A 15,818-nucleotide genomic window follows, 5' to 3' on the forward strand; every position below is an offset into this window, starting at 1 on the left:
GCGGCACGGTCCGCCTGCGCGCGGTGACGGCCGTCGCCGCGGAGACGCCATGAACCTGTCCGACCTGTCGATCCGGCGCCCGGTCTTCGCGACCGTCGTCAGCCTGCTGCTGGTGGTGCTCGGCGCGATGGCGTTCACGCGCCTGACGCTGCGCGAGCTGCCGGCGATCGACCCGCCGATCGTCTCGGTCGACGTGACCTATCCGGGCGCCTCGGCCGCCGTCGTCGAGACGCGCGTCACCCAGATCCTGGAGGATGCGCTGGCCGGCATCGAGGGCGTGGACACGATCGACTCGCGCAGCCAGAACGGCCGTGCCAGCGTGACGATCGAGTTCACGCTCAGCCGCGACATCGAGGCGGCCGCCAACGACGTGCGCGACGCCGTCAGCCGCGTGCAGGACCGCATGCCGGAGGAGGCCGATCCGCCGCAGATCGCCAAGGTCGAGAGCGACGCGGAAGTGATCCTGTGGCTCAACATGCGCTCGGATCGCCTCGATCCACTCGCGCTGACCGACTACGCCGACCGCTACGTGGTGGACCGGCTGTCGGCACTCGACGGCGTCGCCCGCGTGCAGATGGCCGGCGGCCAGCGCTACGCGATGCGCATCTGGCTGGACCGCGAGGCGCTGGCCGCGCGCGGGCTGGCGGTTTCCGACGTCGAGGCCGCGCTGCTGCGCGAGAACGTGGAGCTGCCGGCCGGCCGCATCGAATCGGACACCCGCGACTTCACGCTGCGCGTGCAGCGCAGCTACCAGACGCCCGAGGACTTCGCGCGGATGACGCTGGCCAAGGGCGAGGGCGACGGCTACCTGGTCCGCCTCGGCGACGTCGCCACCGTCGAACGCGCGTCCGAGGAACGGCGCGCCTACCTGCGCAGCAACGGCCAGCCGAACCTCGGCCTCGGCATCGTCAAGACCTCGACCGCGAACAGCCTCGACGTCGCACGGGCCGCCCGTGCCGAGGCCGAGCGCATCCAGGAGTCGCTGCCGCCGGGGACCGACATCTTCGCCGCGTTCGACACCACGCTGTTCATCGAGGCCGCCGTCGAGCGCGTCTACGCGACGCTGATCGAGGCCGGCGTGCTGGTCGTCATCGTGATCTTCCTGTTCCTCGGCAGCCTGCGCTCGGCGGTGATCCCGGCCGTCACGGTGCCGGTCTGCCTGATTTCCGCGTTCATCGCGCTGTACGCGTTCGGCTTCACGATCAACCTGCTGACGCTGCTGGCGCTGGTGCTGTGCATCGGCCTGGTGGTGGACGATGCGATCGTCGTGCTCGAGAACATCCAGCGGCGCGCCGACCTCGGCGAGCCGGCGCTGGTGGCGGCGCGGCGCGGCACGCGCCAGGTCGCCTTCGCCGTGATCGCGACGACCGCCGTGCTGGTCGCGGTGTTCCTGCCGGTCGGCTTCATGGAAGGCAACACCGGGCGCCTGTTCCGCGAGCTGTCGGTGGCATTGGCCGGTGCCGTCGCGCTGTCGGCCTTCGTCGCGCTGACGCTGACGCCGATGATGTCGTCCAAGCTGGTGCGGCCGCACCGGGCGCCGCGCGGCTTCAACGCCTTCGTCAACCGCAGACTCGACCGCCTGACCCAGGCCTATCGCCGCCAAGTCGAGCGCACCAGCGGCCACCCGGTGCTGTTCGGCGTGCTGATGCTCGCGGCCTTCGCCGCCAGCGCCGTGCTGCTGCGCGTGGTGCCGGCCGAGCTGGCGCCGACCGAGGACCGCGGCGTATTCCAGGTGCAGATCACCGGGCCGGAAGGGGCCGGCTTCGACTACACGGTCGAGCAGGTGCACCAGGTCGAGCGGACGTTCATGGGGCTGATCGACGGCGACGGCCCGATCGAGCGCGTCAACACGCGCGTGCCCGGCGGCTGGAGCGCCAGCGAGGAAATGCACGCGGGCCAGGCGACGGTGTTCCTGAAGCCGTGGAGCGAGCGCAGCGAATCGACCACCGCGATCGCCGACCGCCTGCGGCGCGACCTGACCGCCCTGCCGGGCGTGCGCGCGCTGCCGCAGGTGCGCAGCGGCCTGATCCGGGGTGGCGGCCAGCCGGTGCGCGTCGTGCTCGGCGGCCCGGACTACGCCGAGCTGGCCACCTGGCGCGACCGCATGCTGGTGCGCATGGAACAGAATCCGGGCCTGTTCGCGGTCGATTCGGACTACAAGGAGACACGGCCGCAGCTGCGCGTGGAGATCGACCACGCCCGCGCCGCCGACCTCGGCGTCTCGGCGCAGGAGATCGGCCGCACCCTGGAAACGATGATGGGCTCCCGCCGCGTGACCACCTACGTGCAGGACGGCGAGGAATACGAAGTCATGCTGCAGGCGCGCCGCGACAACCGCGCTGCGCCGGCGGACCTGGACAACCTCTACGTCCGCTCGCAGCGCAGCGGCGAGCTGATCCCGCTGGCCAACCTGGTGACCCTGAGCGAGCTGGCCGAGCCGGGGCAGTTCAACCGCTTCAACCGGCTGCGCGCGATCACGCTGTCGGCCGGCCTCACGCCCGGCACCACGCTCGGCGAGGCGCTGACCTGGATCGAGCAGGTCGCCGCCGAGGAGCTCCCGCCGACCGCGCTGATCGACTACAAGGGCGACAGCCGCGAGTACAAGAAGGCCGGCGGCGCGGTGGTCGTCACCTTCGGGTTGGCGCTGCTGATCGTCTACCTGGTGCTGGCCGCGCAGTTCGAGAGCTTCATCCACCCGCTGGTCATCATGCTGACGGTGCCGCTGGCGGTGCTCGGCGCACTGATCGGCCTGTGGCTGACCGGCGGCACGTTGAACCTGTTCAGCCAGATCGGCATCGTCATGCTGATCGGCCTGGCCGCCAAGAACGGCATCCTGATCGTCGAGTTCGCCAACCAGCTGCGTGACGAAGGCCGCAGCATCGGCGAGGCGATCGCGGAAGCCGCCGCCGTGCGGCTGCGCCCGATCCTGATGACCTCGGTGGCGACGATCGCCGGCGCCGTGCCGCTGGTGGTCGCCGGCGGGCCCGGCTCGGCCAGCCGCTCGACGATCGGCGTGGTCGTGATCTTCGGCGTCGCGTTCTCGACCTTGCTGTCGCTGTACGTGGTGCCCTCGTTCTATGCGCTGCTGGCGCCGTTCACGCGCTCGCCCGAGGCGCTGGCGCGCACGCTCGAGCGCCTCGAGCAGGAGACGCCGGACGTCGGTGGCGCGGCATGAGCGGCGATGAGGCGGTCCTCGCCGGCGAGGGGTTCGTCCTGCGGCCGTGGCGCGCGGACGATGCCGTTTCGCTGCAGCGGCATGCCGACGATGCCGAGGTCTCGCGCTTCCTGTCCGATCGTTTCCCGTTTCCGTACACCGCGGCCGACGCCGCGGCGTTCCTCGCCGGCCCGGTATCGGGCCGCCTGGTGCGCGCGATCGAGATCGACGGCGCCGCCGTCGGTGGCATCGGCGCCGAGCCCGGCCACGACATCTTCCGCCTGACGGCATCGATCGGCTACTGGCTGGGACGCGCCTACTGGGGCCGTGGCCTGATGCGGCGGGCCGTGGACCACTGGAGCACGCACCTGCTGGCCCGGTATCCGTTCGAGCGCCTCGAGGCCCGGGTCGCCGCCGCCAATCCCGCCTCGGCGCGCATGCTCGAGCACGCCGGTTTCCACCTGGAGGGCCGCCAGCGCCGCGCCATGGTCAAGCGCGGTGAGATACTGGACGTCCTGGTCTACGTCCGCCTGCGTTCGGCGCAGGACGACCGGCCCCTCTGAAGGTATCGCCATGTCCGACCGTCGACCGCGACGTCCCGGCCCGCTCGCCGCTTCGCCGTGGCGCGAGGCGCGGCGGCCGCCGGCTGCTGCGCCCGCTGAAGCCGCATCCACGCGCGCACCGGCCGAGCAACGCCTGTACGGCCTCAACGCCTGCCTGGCCGCGTTCGCGCACCGGCCCGAGGACCTGCGCAAGGTCTACCTGCTCGAATCGCGCATCGCCGCACTGAAGCCGATACTGGCCTGGTGTGTCGGGCATCGCCTCGGCTACCGCGTGGTCGAGGCCGACGACCTGGACAAGCTGACCGGTTCACGCCATCACGAGGGCGTGTGCTTCGACCTGCGCCGGCGCGAGCCGCTCGCACTCGACGCGCTGATCGCCGCGCAGCCGGCGGAGCGTGATTCGCTGCTGGTCTGGCTCGACGGCGTCGGCAACCCGCACAACCTCGGCGCGGTGCTGCGCAGTGCCGCGCACTTCGGCGTCGGCGGCGTGATCGTGCCGGCCGCGTCCGCGCTCGACCTGTCCGGCGCCGCCGCGCGCGTCGCCGAAGGTGGCGCCGAGGCGGTCGCACTGGCCCGCATCGACGATGCGCGTGCCGCGTTCGCCGCGCTGCGCCGTGCCGGCTACGTGATCGGCGCGACCGTGCCGCGCGACGGCACGCCGCTCTACGAAGCCGCGCTGCCGCGCCGGCTGGTGCTGGTGTTCGGTGCCGAAGGCGAGGGCATGGACCGGGCCTTGGTGCAGGCAGCCGACCTGTGCCTGACGATCCCCGGCAGCGGCGCGGTCGAGAGCCTCAACATCGCCGCCAGCGCGGCGGTGGCGTTCGCGGAATGGTGGCGGCAGGTGCGCGTCGGCGGCTGATGCGCTGCCGCGCCTGAGCGGTAGACCACGGGGGATGCCCGGTCGATCGACTGCGCTCGATCTTGGTGTCCGCCCGACTCGTCGTGCGTGCGGACTCGCCCGGCCAGGCATGCCTCGTTCGAGGCAGCTGCCTGCGGCGCAGGCGCGGAGCGATGCGTTCGGCTCGCCGCTAAAGCGGCTCGAAATCGTTCGTCGCGATGCGCTCGGTCACGACCGGCGAACGCACGCGCACGCCACCGGTGGTGTTGCTGCTCAGCACGACATGGCTGAGTCCGCCGACGCAGCTGGTCACGATCGCGGTGGCGCCCTGGACCGTCGTGTCGAGGGTTTCGGCCGTCCAGGTCAGGCCGCGATCGTGGGAGCGGTGGAACGTGGCGCTGGTGAACGCGTAGACGGTCCGGTCGTCGCAGGCGTCGAAGGCCAGCAACGGAGCCGGCCAGCCCGGCAAGTTGCCGCGTGTGTGCCAGCTGTCGCCGCCGTCCATGGACCAGTAAACCGGCACCATGCCGCTGCCTCCGGCGGTCGCCAGCAGCACATGAGGTGCGCTCGGATGAACGGCTAGTGCCCCGAACGCCGGCGCGGTGACGACCGGCGTCATCGCCTCTCCGGAGCGGTCCGCACGTAGCAGGGTATATGCCAGGTCCGATCCGGCCAAGCCGTAGAGACGACTGCTGTAGCCGGCCGTGGCAGCGCGCAGGCTCCGCACGCCGGCCTGGACCTGCTGCCAGTGCAGGCCGCCGTCTTGCGACCAGAACAACTGGCCGCTGGTGCTCGTAGCGGAAACGCGAGCTGGATCGACCCGGTCGTAGACGATGCTCAAGAACGATGCGTTGAACAGACCTGAATCGGAAGGCAGCGGTTGCCAGTTGAGACCGCCGTCGGTCGTCCGATAAACCTTCGGTCCTGCCGTTGTACGCGTGACGCTGGCCAGGGCGATCGCCGGATCGCGCGGATGACGATCCACGCTCGAGGATATGTGGGTCGTTTCGGCGATGCCGGCACCCGCCTCCCAGGTCAGGCCTCGATCGAGGCTGACCCAGGGCCCGGCCTTGCCGACGGCGATCAACGAGCCGTTCGAGCGATGACCGGCCAGGGCATTGATCTGAGCCAGCGGAATGCCGCGCGTACGCACGCTCCAGTGGCGGCCGGCATCGGTCGAGACCAGCGGGCCCGCCAGCGAAGAGCCGATCATCGTGCCGTCGGCCAGGACTGCCTGCAGACGTGCGTTGCGATCGCTCGGCACGAGCGTCCAGGTCACACCGAAATCCAGGCTTTCGCCGAGCTGCTCCTCGTTCACATCGATGACGGTGGCCGCCGACCAAATCCGTCCGCTCTGCAGCGGGTCCGCGAACAAGCCGAGAATATCCCCCGAGGCGCCCCACACATGGTCGATGTCCTCGTTGTCGTAACGCAGCAGATTGGACACCCAGCCGCCGTCCGACGACCACAGCAGCGCGAGTACACCTGGCACGACCAGCACTTGCGAGGGCAACGGCATTTGCGGGCTCGGATTGCGCAGCAGGACGTCCCAGTTGGCGCCGCGGTCTCTCGAGAACATCACGCGGCTGTCGCGCAGGACTGCGAAATAGCTGCCGTCTCTCGGATCGACCGCCATGCCGAGTGGCTGGAACGTGGCATCGGCGGTCAGCGACTGCCAGCTCAGACCGCCGTCGACCGACCGCATCGGCCGCGGCGATTGCCACCACAGGTACTCAGCGGAGGCGATCGCCAGCAGTTCAGTCCCGTGCGCCGGGATCGGATTGAACTGCAGTGCGTTCAATCGCGTACCGACGGCGATGGCGTCCCAGGTCGTGCCGCCGTCGGTGCTGCGCCAAAGCGAGGTGCCCGATGCGGCCACGACGAGGTTCGGATCGTGCGGACTGGCCGTTATCGATTGGGCATAGCCGATCGCCGGGACACGCTGCCAGTTCGCCGCCTGATCGGTCGACCGGTACAGGCCTCCGTACGTGTTGGCGAGCATGACGCTACTCGATGCGACAACCTCCGAGGCGAAGCCGCCCTCCGGCCCGGTCAGCTGCCAGGTGGGCTGCTGCGCGAAGGCTGGCGTCGCTGCGGCCAGCGACAACGCCAGGCCCGCGACCTTCGTCGTGGTCGTGCTCATCCCGATCGAACGCATCGCCGTCCCCTCCCGAAGCGAATGACATTCCGCGCCGGCCCCGACAGCGCCGGCTCCCGAGCCGAACCGTATCAGTTCGCGCCGTCCTTCGCGAACGCCCCCGGCGCCGAGCCGAAGTCGCCCTCGGCCTCGGCGGCCAGGTACAGCGCCACCGCGTAGACCGCCACGTTCTGGCGCAATTGCTCGATGTCGACCTTGTCGAGCGTGTCGTTGGCGGTGTGATGCCATTCGAAGTAGCGCGAGGTGTCCTGGTGCAGCGACAGGCCGGCCATGCCGACCGCGTGCACGGCCGAGAGGTCCGAGCCGCCACTGCCGGGCGCGGCGGCGTCGTAGGTGACGCCGAGCGGCGCCAGCGCGGCGGCAATGCGGTCGATCGCGCCGCGTGCGGACGGCTTGACGGTGGCGGTCAGCTTGACGATGCGATCGGCGCCGGCGTCGGATTCGGCGCCGATCACGGCCTTGGCGATCTCGGCGCGATGGTTTTCGGCGTAGGCCTTGCCGCCGTAGAGGCCGGCTTCCTCGTTGGCGAAGGCGACCACGCGGATGCTGCGCCGCGGGCGTTCGGGCAGTTGGGCGATCAGGTGCGCGGCGGCGGTGGTGATGGCGATGCCCGAGGCGTCGTCGATCGCGCCGGTGCCGAGATCCCAGGAGTCCAGGTGCCCGCCGGTGAGGACGTACTCGCCGGCGTCGTCGCGGCCGCTGATCTCGCCGATGACGTTGGCACCGGTGTACTCGCCCTCCAGCCCGCAGTCGAGGTCGAGCCGGAGCGAGACCGGTGCGCTGCGGCGCAGCACCGTGTCGAGCAGGTCGGCGTCGGGGTTCGACAGCGCGGCGGCCGGGATCGGCGTGACGCCGTCGGCGAAGCTGGTGACACCGGTGTGCGGCGTGCGGTTGTTGTCGGACCCGACCGAGCGCAGCACGAACGCCGCCGCGCCCTTCTGCGCGGCCAGCGACGGACCGCGCGAGCGCACGCGCGAGCCCTTGCCGTAGTCGGCCCCGTCGACGCGTACGCTCATGCGCGGGTTGGCGACATAGACGATCTTGCCGCGCACGGCCGCGTCGGTGGCCGCCTGCAACGCCTCGAGCGAGGCGAACGCGGCGACCTCGGCAGTCAGCCCGCCCTTCGGCGTCGGCCCGGAATTGCCTAGCGCGGTCAACGCCAGCGTCTGGGCGACCGGCGCGACGATCGCGCCGCTCTCGCTGCGACGCACCCATTTCGGATAGCTGACCGGCTCGGTCCGGACCGTGTCGAAGCCGAGCGCGCGGAAACGCGCCGCCATCCATTCCCGCGCCTTGAGGTCATTGGCGCTGCCGGCCAGGCGCGGACCGATCGAGGTGGTCAGGTCCTCGGTCAGCGTCCAGGCCAGATCGTCCTTCAGCCCCTGCGCGCGCAGCGTCTCGGCGGTCGCCAGTGCGCGATCGGGGATCGTCGTGGCGGCCGGGCCGGCCGCGAACGCGGGAGCGAGGCCGGTGGCCAGTAGCGCGGACAGGCCGGCGAACAGCGATGCAAGACGCATGGGGACTCCTCTGGAGCGTGTTGTGGACGTTGAGCCGAGCGCGAAGGCCCAGGCGCGGTGATCGGGCAAGGCACCGCCGGCCGGGCAGGCAAAGCCGAAACGATACCAGCCCGCCCGATGTCTTGGTTCGCCGCGATTTTGCGTATCAGGTTTGCGGACAAGAACGAATCGGAGTTCATCATGCGCATCGTACGAGTGCTCGGCCTGGGCCTCGGCCTCGCCGCCCTGCCGCTGGCGGCGGCACCGGGCAGCTGGACCGGCAGCGGGCCGTTCGGCGGCCAGGTCCATGCCGTGGCTGCCGATCCGGCACTGCCGGATCGTCTCTACGCCGCCACCCGCAACGGCTTCTTCCGCAGCCTCGACGCGGGCACGAGCTGGCAGGCGGCGGAGACCGGCCTGCCGGTGCCGCGGCCGTGGAACGGTGTGTTCGCGACGGACCCGGACACCGGTGGCCTGCTCTGGCTGGTCGACGCGCAGGGGCGCCTGCACCGCAGCACGGACGGTGCGTCGAGCTGGACCGAGACCGGCTATCGCAACGCCTTCTTCCCGTATGCCGGCCGCGCGCGCCTGGCCGCCGCCCGGGCCGGCAGCGCACGCGTGCTGTGGCTGGCCACGCGCGGCGGCGGGCTCTCGCGCAGCGACGACGACGGCGCCACGTTCGCGCCGGTCGCTGCGCTCGCCGGGGTCGAGGCCGAGTACGTCTGGGCCGCACCGGCGCCATCCGCGCTGCTGCTGGCCGGCACGCCCGAAACCGACTGCGCCGGCGGCATCACCCGTCCGCTGCGCCGCAGCGTGGACGGCGGCGCGACCTGGACCGCCGTAACCGTCGCCGATGCCTGCCAGCAGAGCCTGCTCGCGGCAGCGCGCTCGGCCGCCGACCCGAACCGGCTCTATGCGCTGATCGGCGCGTACTACCAGCGCGTGGGGCGGTTGCACGTCAGCACCGACGGCGGCGCCACCTGGGCGGCGACCGCGTATCAGGGCGCCGCGCTGGCGGTGCCGCGGCCCGGCGGCGCCGAACGGCTCTGGCTCGACGCGCAGCTCTCGACCGACGGTGGCGCGACGTTCGCCGCGCGTGCGGCCGGTGTCACGACCAATGGCGAACACGTGCCGCTGCCGGTCGACCTGGTCGTGCATCCGGCCTATCCGGCCGTGCCGACGCTGTGGCTGGCCACCGAGTCGGCCGGTCTGTATGCCAGCGGCAACGACGGCCTGAGCTGGGCACCGTCGAACACCGGCCTGGCGGCGACCAACATCCGCGCGCTGGCCGTGCATCCGCTGGACGGTACGCGCGTCTATGCCGGCTACGGCGATGCGGCGACCTCACCGTCGCCGGCGCTGTACCGGCGCCTCGGCAGCGGCTGGGCGGCGGCCAACATCGGCCTGGACGCCTACCAGGTGCGCGGCATCACGCTCGATCCGACCACCGCGGCCGCGCCGTCGCCGATGCTGTACGCGGTCGGCAGCGGCGCGGACCCGGCGACCGGCCTGCGCGACGGTGGCCTCTACAAGAGCCTGGACGGGGGGGCCACCTGGGCGACGATCGATGCCGGCGTGCCGAGCAACGCGTTCGGGCGCGCGATCGGCATCGTGCGCAACCTAGTGCCCGATCCGCGCTCGTGCGTCGCGCCGCCGGCGAGTGGTCCGTGTATCAGCGGGCCGCTGCGCACGCTGTACGCGACGGCCACCGGCACGCGCGGCGCCGGCGGCGTGCGCGCCTGGCGCGTGCTCAAGAGCACCGACGCCGGTGCGAGCTGGGCCAGCAGCGACACCGGCCTGCCGCACGACGTGTCCGCCCCCGACGGCAGCTACAGCACGATCAGCGGCGCAGTGCCGCTGGTGATGGATCCCGCCGTGCCCTCGACGCTGTACGTCGGCACGTTTGCGCAGAACACGCGCTACGACCCGGTCACCGCCACCTACGACGCGCCGCAGATCGCCAGCGGCGTATTCAGGAGTACCGACGGCGGCGCCACCTGGACACATCGCAGCAACGGCCTGCCGCGCTTCCCGGGCTCGGCCGATGCGGCGCTGGACGTGCTGGCGCTGGCGATCGATCCGGCGCACCCGCAGACGCTGTGGGCCAGCACGATCGACACCAACAACTGGACCGGTCCGGGCAGCCTCTACAAGACCACCGACGGCGGCGCCAACTGGGTGCTGGCCAACGCCGGCATCACCGCTCCGGACACGCGTGCGCTGCTGGTCGATCCGGCCACGCCGGGCACGCTCTACGCGGCCAGCGGCGGTCTCGATGCGGCCAACCCCGGTGGCGTGTTCAAGAGCGTCGACGGCGGTGCCACCTGGCGCTCGATCAGCCTCGGTCTGCCGGCTTCTTCGGCGACTGCGCTGGCGCTCGATCCGGCCGATCCGGCGATCCTGCACGCCGGCTCCGGGGGTGGCGTGTTCACGCTGGAGCAGCTGCCCGACGCCGACGGCGACGGCATTCCCGACACCGTCGAAGCGGCCGGGCCCAACGGCGGCGACAGCGATGGCGACGGCGTTCCCGATGCGCAGCAGGCCACGGTCGGCGTGACCGCGCCGGGCGCCGGCACGGCGGCCTGGCGTCCGGGTGACACCGGGACGGCGGCGGCTGCACCGCTCGGCGCCGACGCGGCCTGGTTCACGGTCAAGCTGGTCGCCGGCAGCTGCCCGCAACTGGTCGACGTGGCGGCCGTCGATGTGGCCGGTTTGCCGGCGGACCCGGGTTACGGCTATCCGCGCGGCCTGCTGCGCTTCGAGGCGCCGCAGTGCCCCGGCGCGACGGTCGACGTGACCTTCCACGGCACTGATTTCGGTAGCGGGTGGCGCTGGCGGCTGTACGGTCCGTCGACCCCGGGTGACGCGGCGACGATCGGCTGGCACGACGCCGGACCGGTCGTCGTCGGCCGGCAGGGAAACACCTGGCGCCTGAGCTTCGCCGCCGGCGATTTCGGCAGCTATCGCCCGGCCAGCACCGGCTCGATCCTGTTCGTCGGGGGACCGGCGCGCGAGGAGACGATCTTCGCCGCCGGCTTCGAGTAGCCGGCAGCTACCGCACCGTTTGGGAGGAGGGAGGCGGGACGTGCGCCTGGCGTGCGTCCCGCCGCTTTTCGGGAGGTTCATCCTGCAGCGCGATCATCGCTCCCGCTCCCGCTCCCGTTCCCGCTGTTGCTTTCGCCTTTGACGTTGGGCGCCCTAAAGCGAGCCGAGCATCGCAGGCCAGCCAGGCCGCAGAGCTGCCCCGTGTCTGAGCGAAGCGCGTTGGGGCAACGTGCCTGGCCGGCCGAGAAGCGCAGGGGACCGGCGCGGCGCAGCCGTGCCGGCTCGCGCCGGCGCAGGCGGTTTTGGTTACTTTTGCCAAGACAAAGAATTTCCTGGAGACATTCTTGACGTCGCGCAGCGACGGCCCGAAGGGCGGCCGCCAGGGATGGCGGGCCGCAAAAGTGACCCGCGCGCGGAGCGTGCGGAAGCTGTTGCTTTGATCTTCCGCCGTGGCTTTGAGGGATTGCCGGCACGGAGCAAAGCAGGAGCACGATCAAGAGCTTTCGTCCGCTGCGCGGCCGAGTCCCTTTTGTGGCGGTCCATCCCTGGCCGCCACCCGTACGGGCCATCGCTGACGCGATGTCAAAAATGTCTTCCGGACATTTTTTGACGGGCCAAAAGGAACCAAAAGCCCTCTCGCCCGGCGTCCCCTGCGCTTCTCGGACGACGAGGCACGGCGCCCCAACTCGCTTCGCTCAGACACGGGGCGCCTCTGCGGCCTCGCCGCCCTCCGATGCTCGGCTCGCTTTAGGGCGACCAACGGCAAAGGCGAAAGCCACAGCCACAGCCAACAGCGACAGCCGACAGCTGCAGGTGATCGCTCGTGGGAAGTTCGTATTCCGGCCGGGGCCTCAGAGCAGTGGCTTGCCGATCGGCTGGCCGGCCTTGAGCAGGTCGCGGATCTCGGTCAGCAGCACGACGTCCGCGGGGGGCGCCGCCGGGGCTTCTTCCTGCTTGCGGCTGAGGCGATTGATCGCCTTGATGACCAGGAAGATCGCGAAGGCGATGATGATGAACTGGATCAGCGTATTGAAGAACGCGCCGTACTGGATCGCGACTTCGCCCTTGCCGTCGGCAGCGGCCTGCACCAGCACGAGCTTGTAGGCCGAGAAGTCGACACCGCCGATCAGGTAGCCGATCGGCGGCATGATGACCTGATCGACCAGGGACGAGACGATCTTGCCGAACGCGCCACCGATGACGACACCGACGGCCAGGTCGATCACGTTGCCGCGCATCGCAAACGTCTTGAATTCGCTGAAGAAGCTCATGGGCTTTCCCTCTCGGTCGATGAAGTGAAGACTGCCGCCGCCGCGGCGGCGGGCCTACTCTACCCCGCTGCCGGCAGGCCCGATACCGGTGCGGCGGCGCGCCGGTTCCGGCCGCCACCGCTGCCGGGGGCGCCCGCAGGCCGCTGCAGCAGGCGGTACAGCGCCGGCAGCACCAGCAGCGTCAGCAGCGTCGAGGAGACGATGCCGCCGATGACGACGGTCGCCAGTGGACGCTGCACCTCGGCGCCGGCGCCGACGTTGAACGCCATCGGCACGAAGCCCAGCGACGCCACCAGCGCGGTCATCAGCACCGGCCGCAGCCGCGACAGCGCACCGTCGCGGATCGCCGCGTCGAGCGGCACGCCGTCGGCGCGCAGGCGGCGGATGAAGCCGATCATGACCAGGCCGTTGAGCACGGCGACGCCCGACAGTGCGATGAAGCCGATGCCGGCCGAGATCGACAGCGGGATGCCGCGCAGCCACAGCGCCAGGACGCCGCCGGTCAGTGCCATCGGCACGCCGCTGAACACGGCGGCGACGTCGCGTGCCGAGCCGAGCGCCATGAACAGCAGGCCGCCGATCGCCAGCAGTGCGAGCGGGACGACCAGCGCCAGCCGCCGGCTCGCCGACAGCAGCTGCTCGAAGGTGCCGCCGTAGTCGATCCAGTAGCCGGCCGGCAGCGTCACCTCCGCGCCGATCCGCTGGCGCAGCTCGGTGACGAAGCCGCCGAGATCGCGGTCGCGCACGTTGGCGCTGACGACGATCCGGCGCTTGCCGTTCTCGCGGTTGACCTGGTTGGGGCCTTCGCTTTCCTCGATCCGTGCGACCTCGCGCAGCGGCACCGTGGCCGGCGTACCGCTGCGCTGGTCGGCCGCGCGGCTGAGCTCGTCGCCGGCGGTGGCACCGGCCAGCGGGATCGGCAGGTCGGCCAGCCGCGCCACGTCGCCGCGGATCGCCTCGGGCAGGCGCACGACGATGTCGAAGCGCCGGTCGCCGTCGAACAGCTGCCCGGCCACGCTGCCGCCGATCGCCGTGCCGATCGTGTCCTGGACCGCCTCGGGGTTGAGGCCGTAGCGCGCCAGCGCGGCACGGTCCGGCGTGATCGAGAGCAGCGGCAGGCCGCTGGCCTGCTCGAGCCGGACGTCGGCGGCGCCGGCCACGCTGGCGGCGACCTTCTCGATGCGCGCGCCGACCGCGAGCAGGGCGTCGAGGTCGTCGCCGTAGACCTTGATCGCCACGTCGCTGCGCACGCCGGAGATCAGCTCGTTGAAGCGCATCTGGATCGGCTGCGTGAACTCGTAGGCATTGCCGGGCAGCGCCTCCACCGCCTGTTCGATCTGCGCGACCAGATCGCCCTTGGGCTGGCGCGGATCGGGCCAGTCGGCGCGGTCCTTGAGGATGATGAAGGTATCGGCCACCGAGGGCGGCATCGGGTCGTTGGCGACCTCGGCGGTGCCGATCTTCGAGAACACCCGCTCCACCTGCGGAAACGCACGGATGCGCGTTTCCAGCGTCTGCTGCATCGCCACCGACTGCGCCAGGCTGGTGCCGGGAATGCGCATGGCGTGCAGCGCGATGTCGCCCTCGTCGAGGCTGGGAATGAACTCCGAGCCCAGGCGCGTGGCGAGCAGGCCCGCCAGCACGACCAGCACCATCGCCGCGGCCACCACCGGTACGCGCAGGCGCAGCACGCCGGTCAGCAGCGGCGCGTAGACGCGGCGGACGGCGGCGACCAGCCGGTTCTCCTTCTCGGCGACGCGGCCGCCCAGGAACACCGCCACCGCGGCCGGCACGAACGTCAGCGACAGCAGCATCGCCGCGGTCAGCGCCAGCACCACGGTGAAGGCCATCGGATGGAAGGTCTTGCCCTCGACGCCGGACAGCGCGAACACCGGCAGGTAGACCGCGGCGATGATCGCCAGGCCGAACAGGCTCGGCCGGATCACCTCGGCGGTGGCGGTCGCGGCCAGCTCGAAGCGTTCCTCGCGGTCGAGCAGGCGCCCGGCGCGGTGCTGCGCCTCGCCGAAGCGGCGCAGGCAGTTCTCGATGATGATGACCGCGCCGTCGACGATCAGCCCGAAGTCGAGCGCGCCCAGGCTCATCAGGCTGCCGGAGACGCCGCCGCGCACCATGCCGGTCAGCGTCATCAGCATCGCCAGCGGGATCACCGCGGCGGTGATCAGCGCCGCGCGGAAGTTGCCGAGCAGCGCGAACAGCACGACGATCACCAGCAGTGCGCCCTCGACCAGGTTGCGCGCCACCGTCGCGATCGTGCGCTCGACCAGGGCGGTGCGGTCGTAGACCGGCCGCGCGATGACGCCCTCGGGCAGGCTGCGCTGCACCTCGGCCAGGCGCGCCGCGGTCGCCTGCGCGACCTCGCGGCTGTTCTGGCCGATCAGCATGAAGACCGTGGCCAGCACGACCTCGCGGCCGTCCTCCAGCGCCGCGCCGGTGCGCAGCTCCGGTCCTTCGCCGACCTCGGCGATGTCGTGCACGTGGATCGGCACGCCGTCGCGGCGGTCGAGCACGATGTCGCCGATCGCCGCGACGTCGGCCACCTGGCCGGGCGCGCGCACCAGGAACTGCTGGCCGTTGCGCTCGATGTAGCCGGCGCTGACGTTGCGGTTGTTGCGCGTGATCGCGGCGACCACGTCGGCCAGCGTGAAGCCGTAGGCGACCAGCTTGGCCGGGTCCGGCGTGACGTGGATCTGCCGCGCGTAGCCGCCGATCGCGCTGACCTCGGTCACGCCCGGCGTCGTACGCAGCTGCGGCCGCACCACCCAGTCCTGCAGCGTGCGCAGGTCGGTCGGCGTCCATTCGCTGCCGTCGTCCTTGCGCGCGCCCGGCGTGCTCTCCACGGTGTACATGAAGATCTCGCCCAGGCCGGTGGAGACCGGCCCGAGCGCCGGCTCGATGCCCTCGGGCAGCTGCGCGCGCACCTGCAGGAGCCGCTCGGCCACCTGCTGGCGCGCGAACCAGATGTCGGTGCCGTCCTCGAACACCACCGTCACCTGCGACAGGCCGTAGCGCGACAGCGAGCGGGTATGGTCCAGCCGCGCCAGGCCGCCGAGCGCGGTCTCGATCGGGAAGGTGACGCGCTGCTCGGCTTCCAGCGGCGAATAGCCGGGCGCCGCGGTGTTGATCTGGACCTGCACGTTGGTGATGTCGGGCACCGCGTCGATCGGCAGCTTGGTGAAGCTCCAGGCGCCGAGCGCCGCGACGCCCAGCGTCAGCACCAGCATCAGCCAGCGCCGGCGGATCGCGAAGCGGATCAGGGTCTCAAGCATGGGGAC

8 protein-coding genes are annotated in these 15,818 nt (G+C 71.4%); 4 read left to right on the top strand and 4 right to left on the bottom strand.

What is annotated here, in order from left to right; genetic code table 11:
• Positions 1-49 precede the first annotated feature (49 nt).
• Genes I596_RS05025 through I596_RS05035 form a run of 3 tightly spaced genes read left to right on the top strand, consistent with a single transcriptional unit; the run spans position 50 to position 4,576 of the window.
• Positions 50-3,175, top strand: coding sequence for an efflux RND transporter permease subunit (locus I596_RS05025; protein ID WP_067645047.1), 3,126 nt, complete (start codon positions 50-52; stop codon positions 3,173-3,175).
• Complete coding sequence (locus tag I596_RS05030) at positions 3,172-3,717, top strand: GNAT family N-acetyltransferase (protein ID WP_067645051.1); 546 nt, start codon at positions 3,172-3,174, stop codon at positions 3,715-3,717. The genes I596_RS05025 and I596_RS05030 overlap by 4 nt, the downstream gene beginning before the upstream one ends.
• Before the next feature lie 10 nt (positions 3,718-3,727).
• Positions 3,728-4,576, top strand: coding sequence for a TrmH family RNA methyltransferase (locus I596_RS05035; protein WP_067645054.1), 849 nt, complete (start codon positions 3,728-3,730; stop codon positions 4,574-4,576).
• 169 nt (positions 4,577-4,745) lie between these two features.
• Here the strand turns inward: I596_RS05035 and I596_RS05040 are convergent, their stop codons facing one another.
• The gene (locus I596_RS05040; protein WP_067645057.1) at positions 4,746-6,698 is read right to left on the bottom strand and encodes a beta propeller repeat protein; all 1,953 of its coding nucleotides are present in this window, start codon (positions 6,696-6,698) and stop codon (positions 4,746-4,748) included.
• An 86-nt stretch (positions 6,699-6,784) separates the two neighbouring features.
• On the bottom strand, positions 6,785-8,230 hold the full coding sequence (locus tag I596_RS05045; RefSeq protein ID WP_067645060.1) for a M20/M25/M40 family metallo-hydrolase: 1,446 nt from the start codon (positions 8,228-8,230) through the stop codon (positions 6,785-6,787).
• A 180-nt stretch (positions 8,231-8,410) separates the two neighbouring features.
• On the opposite strand from I596_RS05045, the gene I596_RS05050 reads away from it, so the two are divergent.
• Positions 8,411-11,254 (top strand): WD40/YVTN/BNR-like repeat-containing protein, encoded by a 2,844-nt coding sequence (locus I596_RS05050; RefSeq protein ID WP_150132022.1) that lies wholly within the window; start codon positions 8,411-8,413, stop codon positions 11,252-11,254.
• A gap of 851 nt (positions 11,255-12,105) precedes the next feature.
• Here the strand turns inward: I596_RS05050 and mscL are convergent.
• Complete coding sequence (gene mscL, locus I596_RS05055; protein WP_067645066.1) at positions 12,106-12,525, bottom strand: large-conductance mechanosensitive channel protein MscL; 420 nt, start codon at positions 12,523-12,525, stop codon at positions 12,106-12,108.
• Positions 12,526-12,584: 59 nt separating this feature from the next.
• The gene (locus I596_RS05060; protein ID WP_067645070.1) at positions 12,585-15,812 is read right to left on the bottom strand and encodes an efflux RND transporter permease subunit; all 3,228 of its coding nucleotides are present in this window, start codon (positions 15,810-15,812) and stop codon (positions 12,585-12,587) included.
• Positions 15,813-15,818: the final 6 nt, after the last annotated feature.

This window comes from Dokdonella koreensis DS-123, assembly GCF_001632775.1.
Lineage (GTDB): Bacteria > Pseudomonadota > Gammaproteobacteria > Xanthomonadales > Rhodanobacteraceae > Dokdonella > Dokdonella koreensis.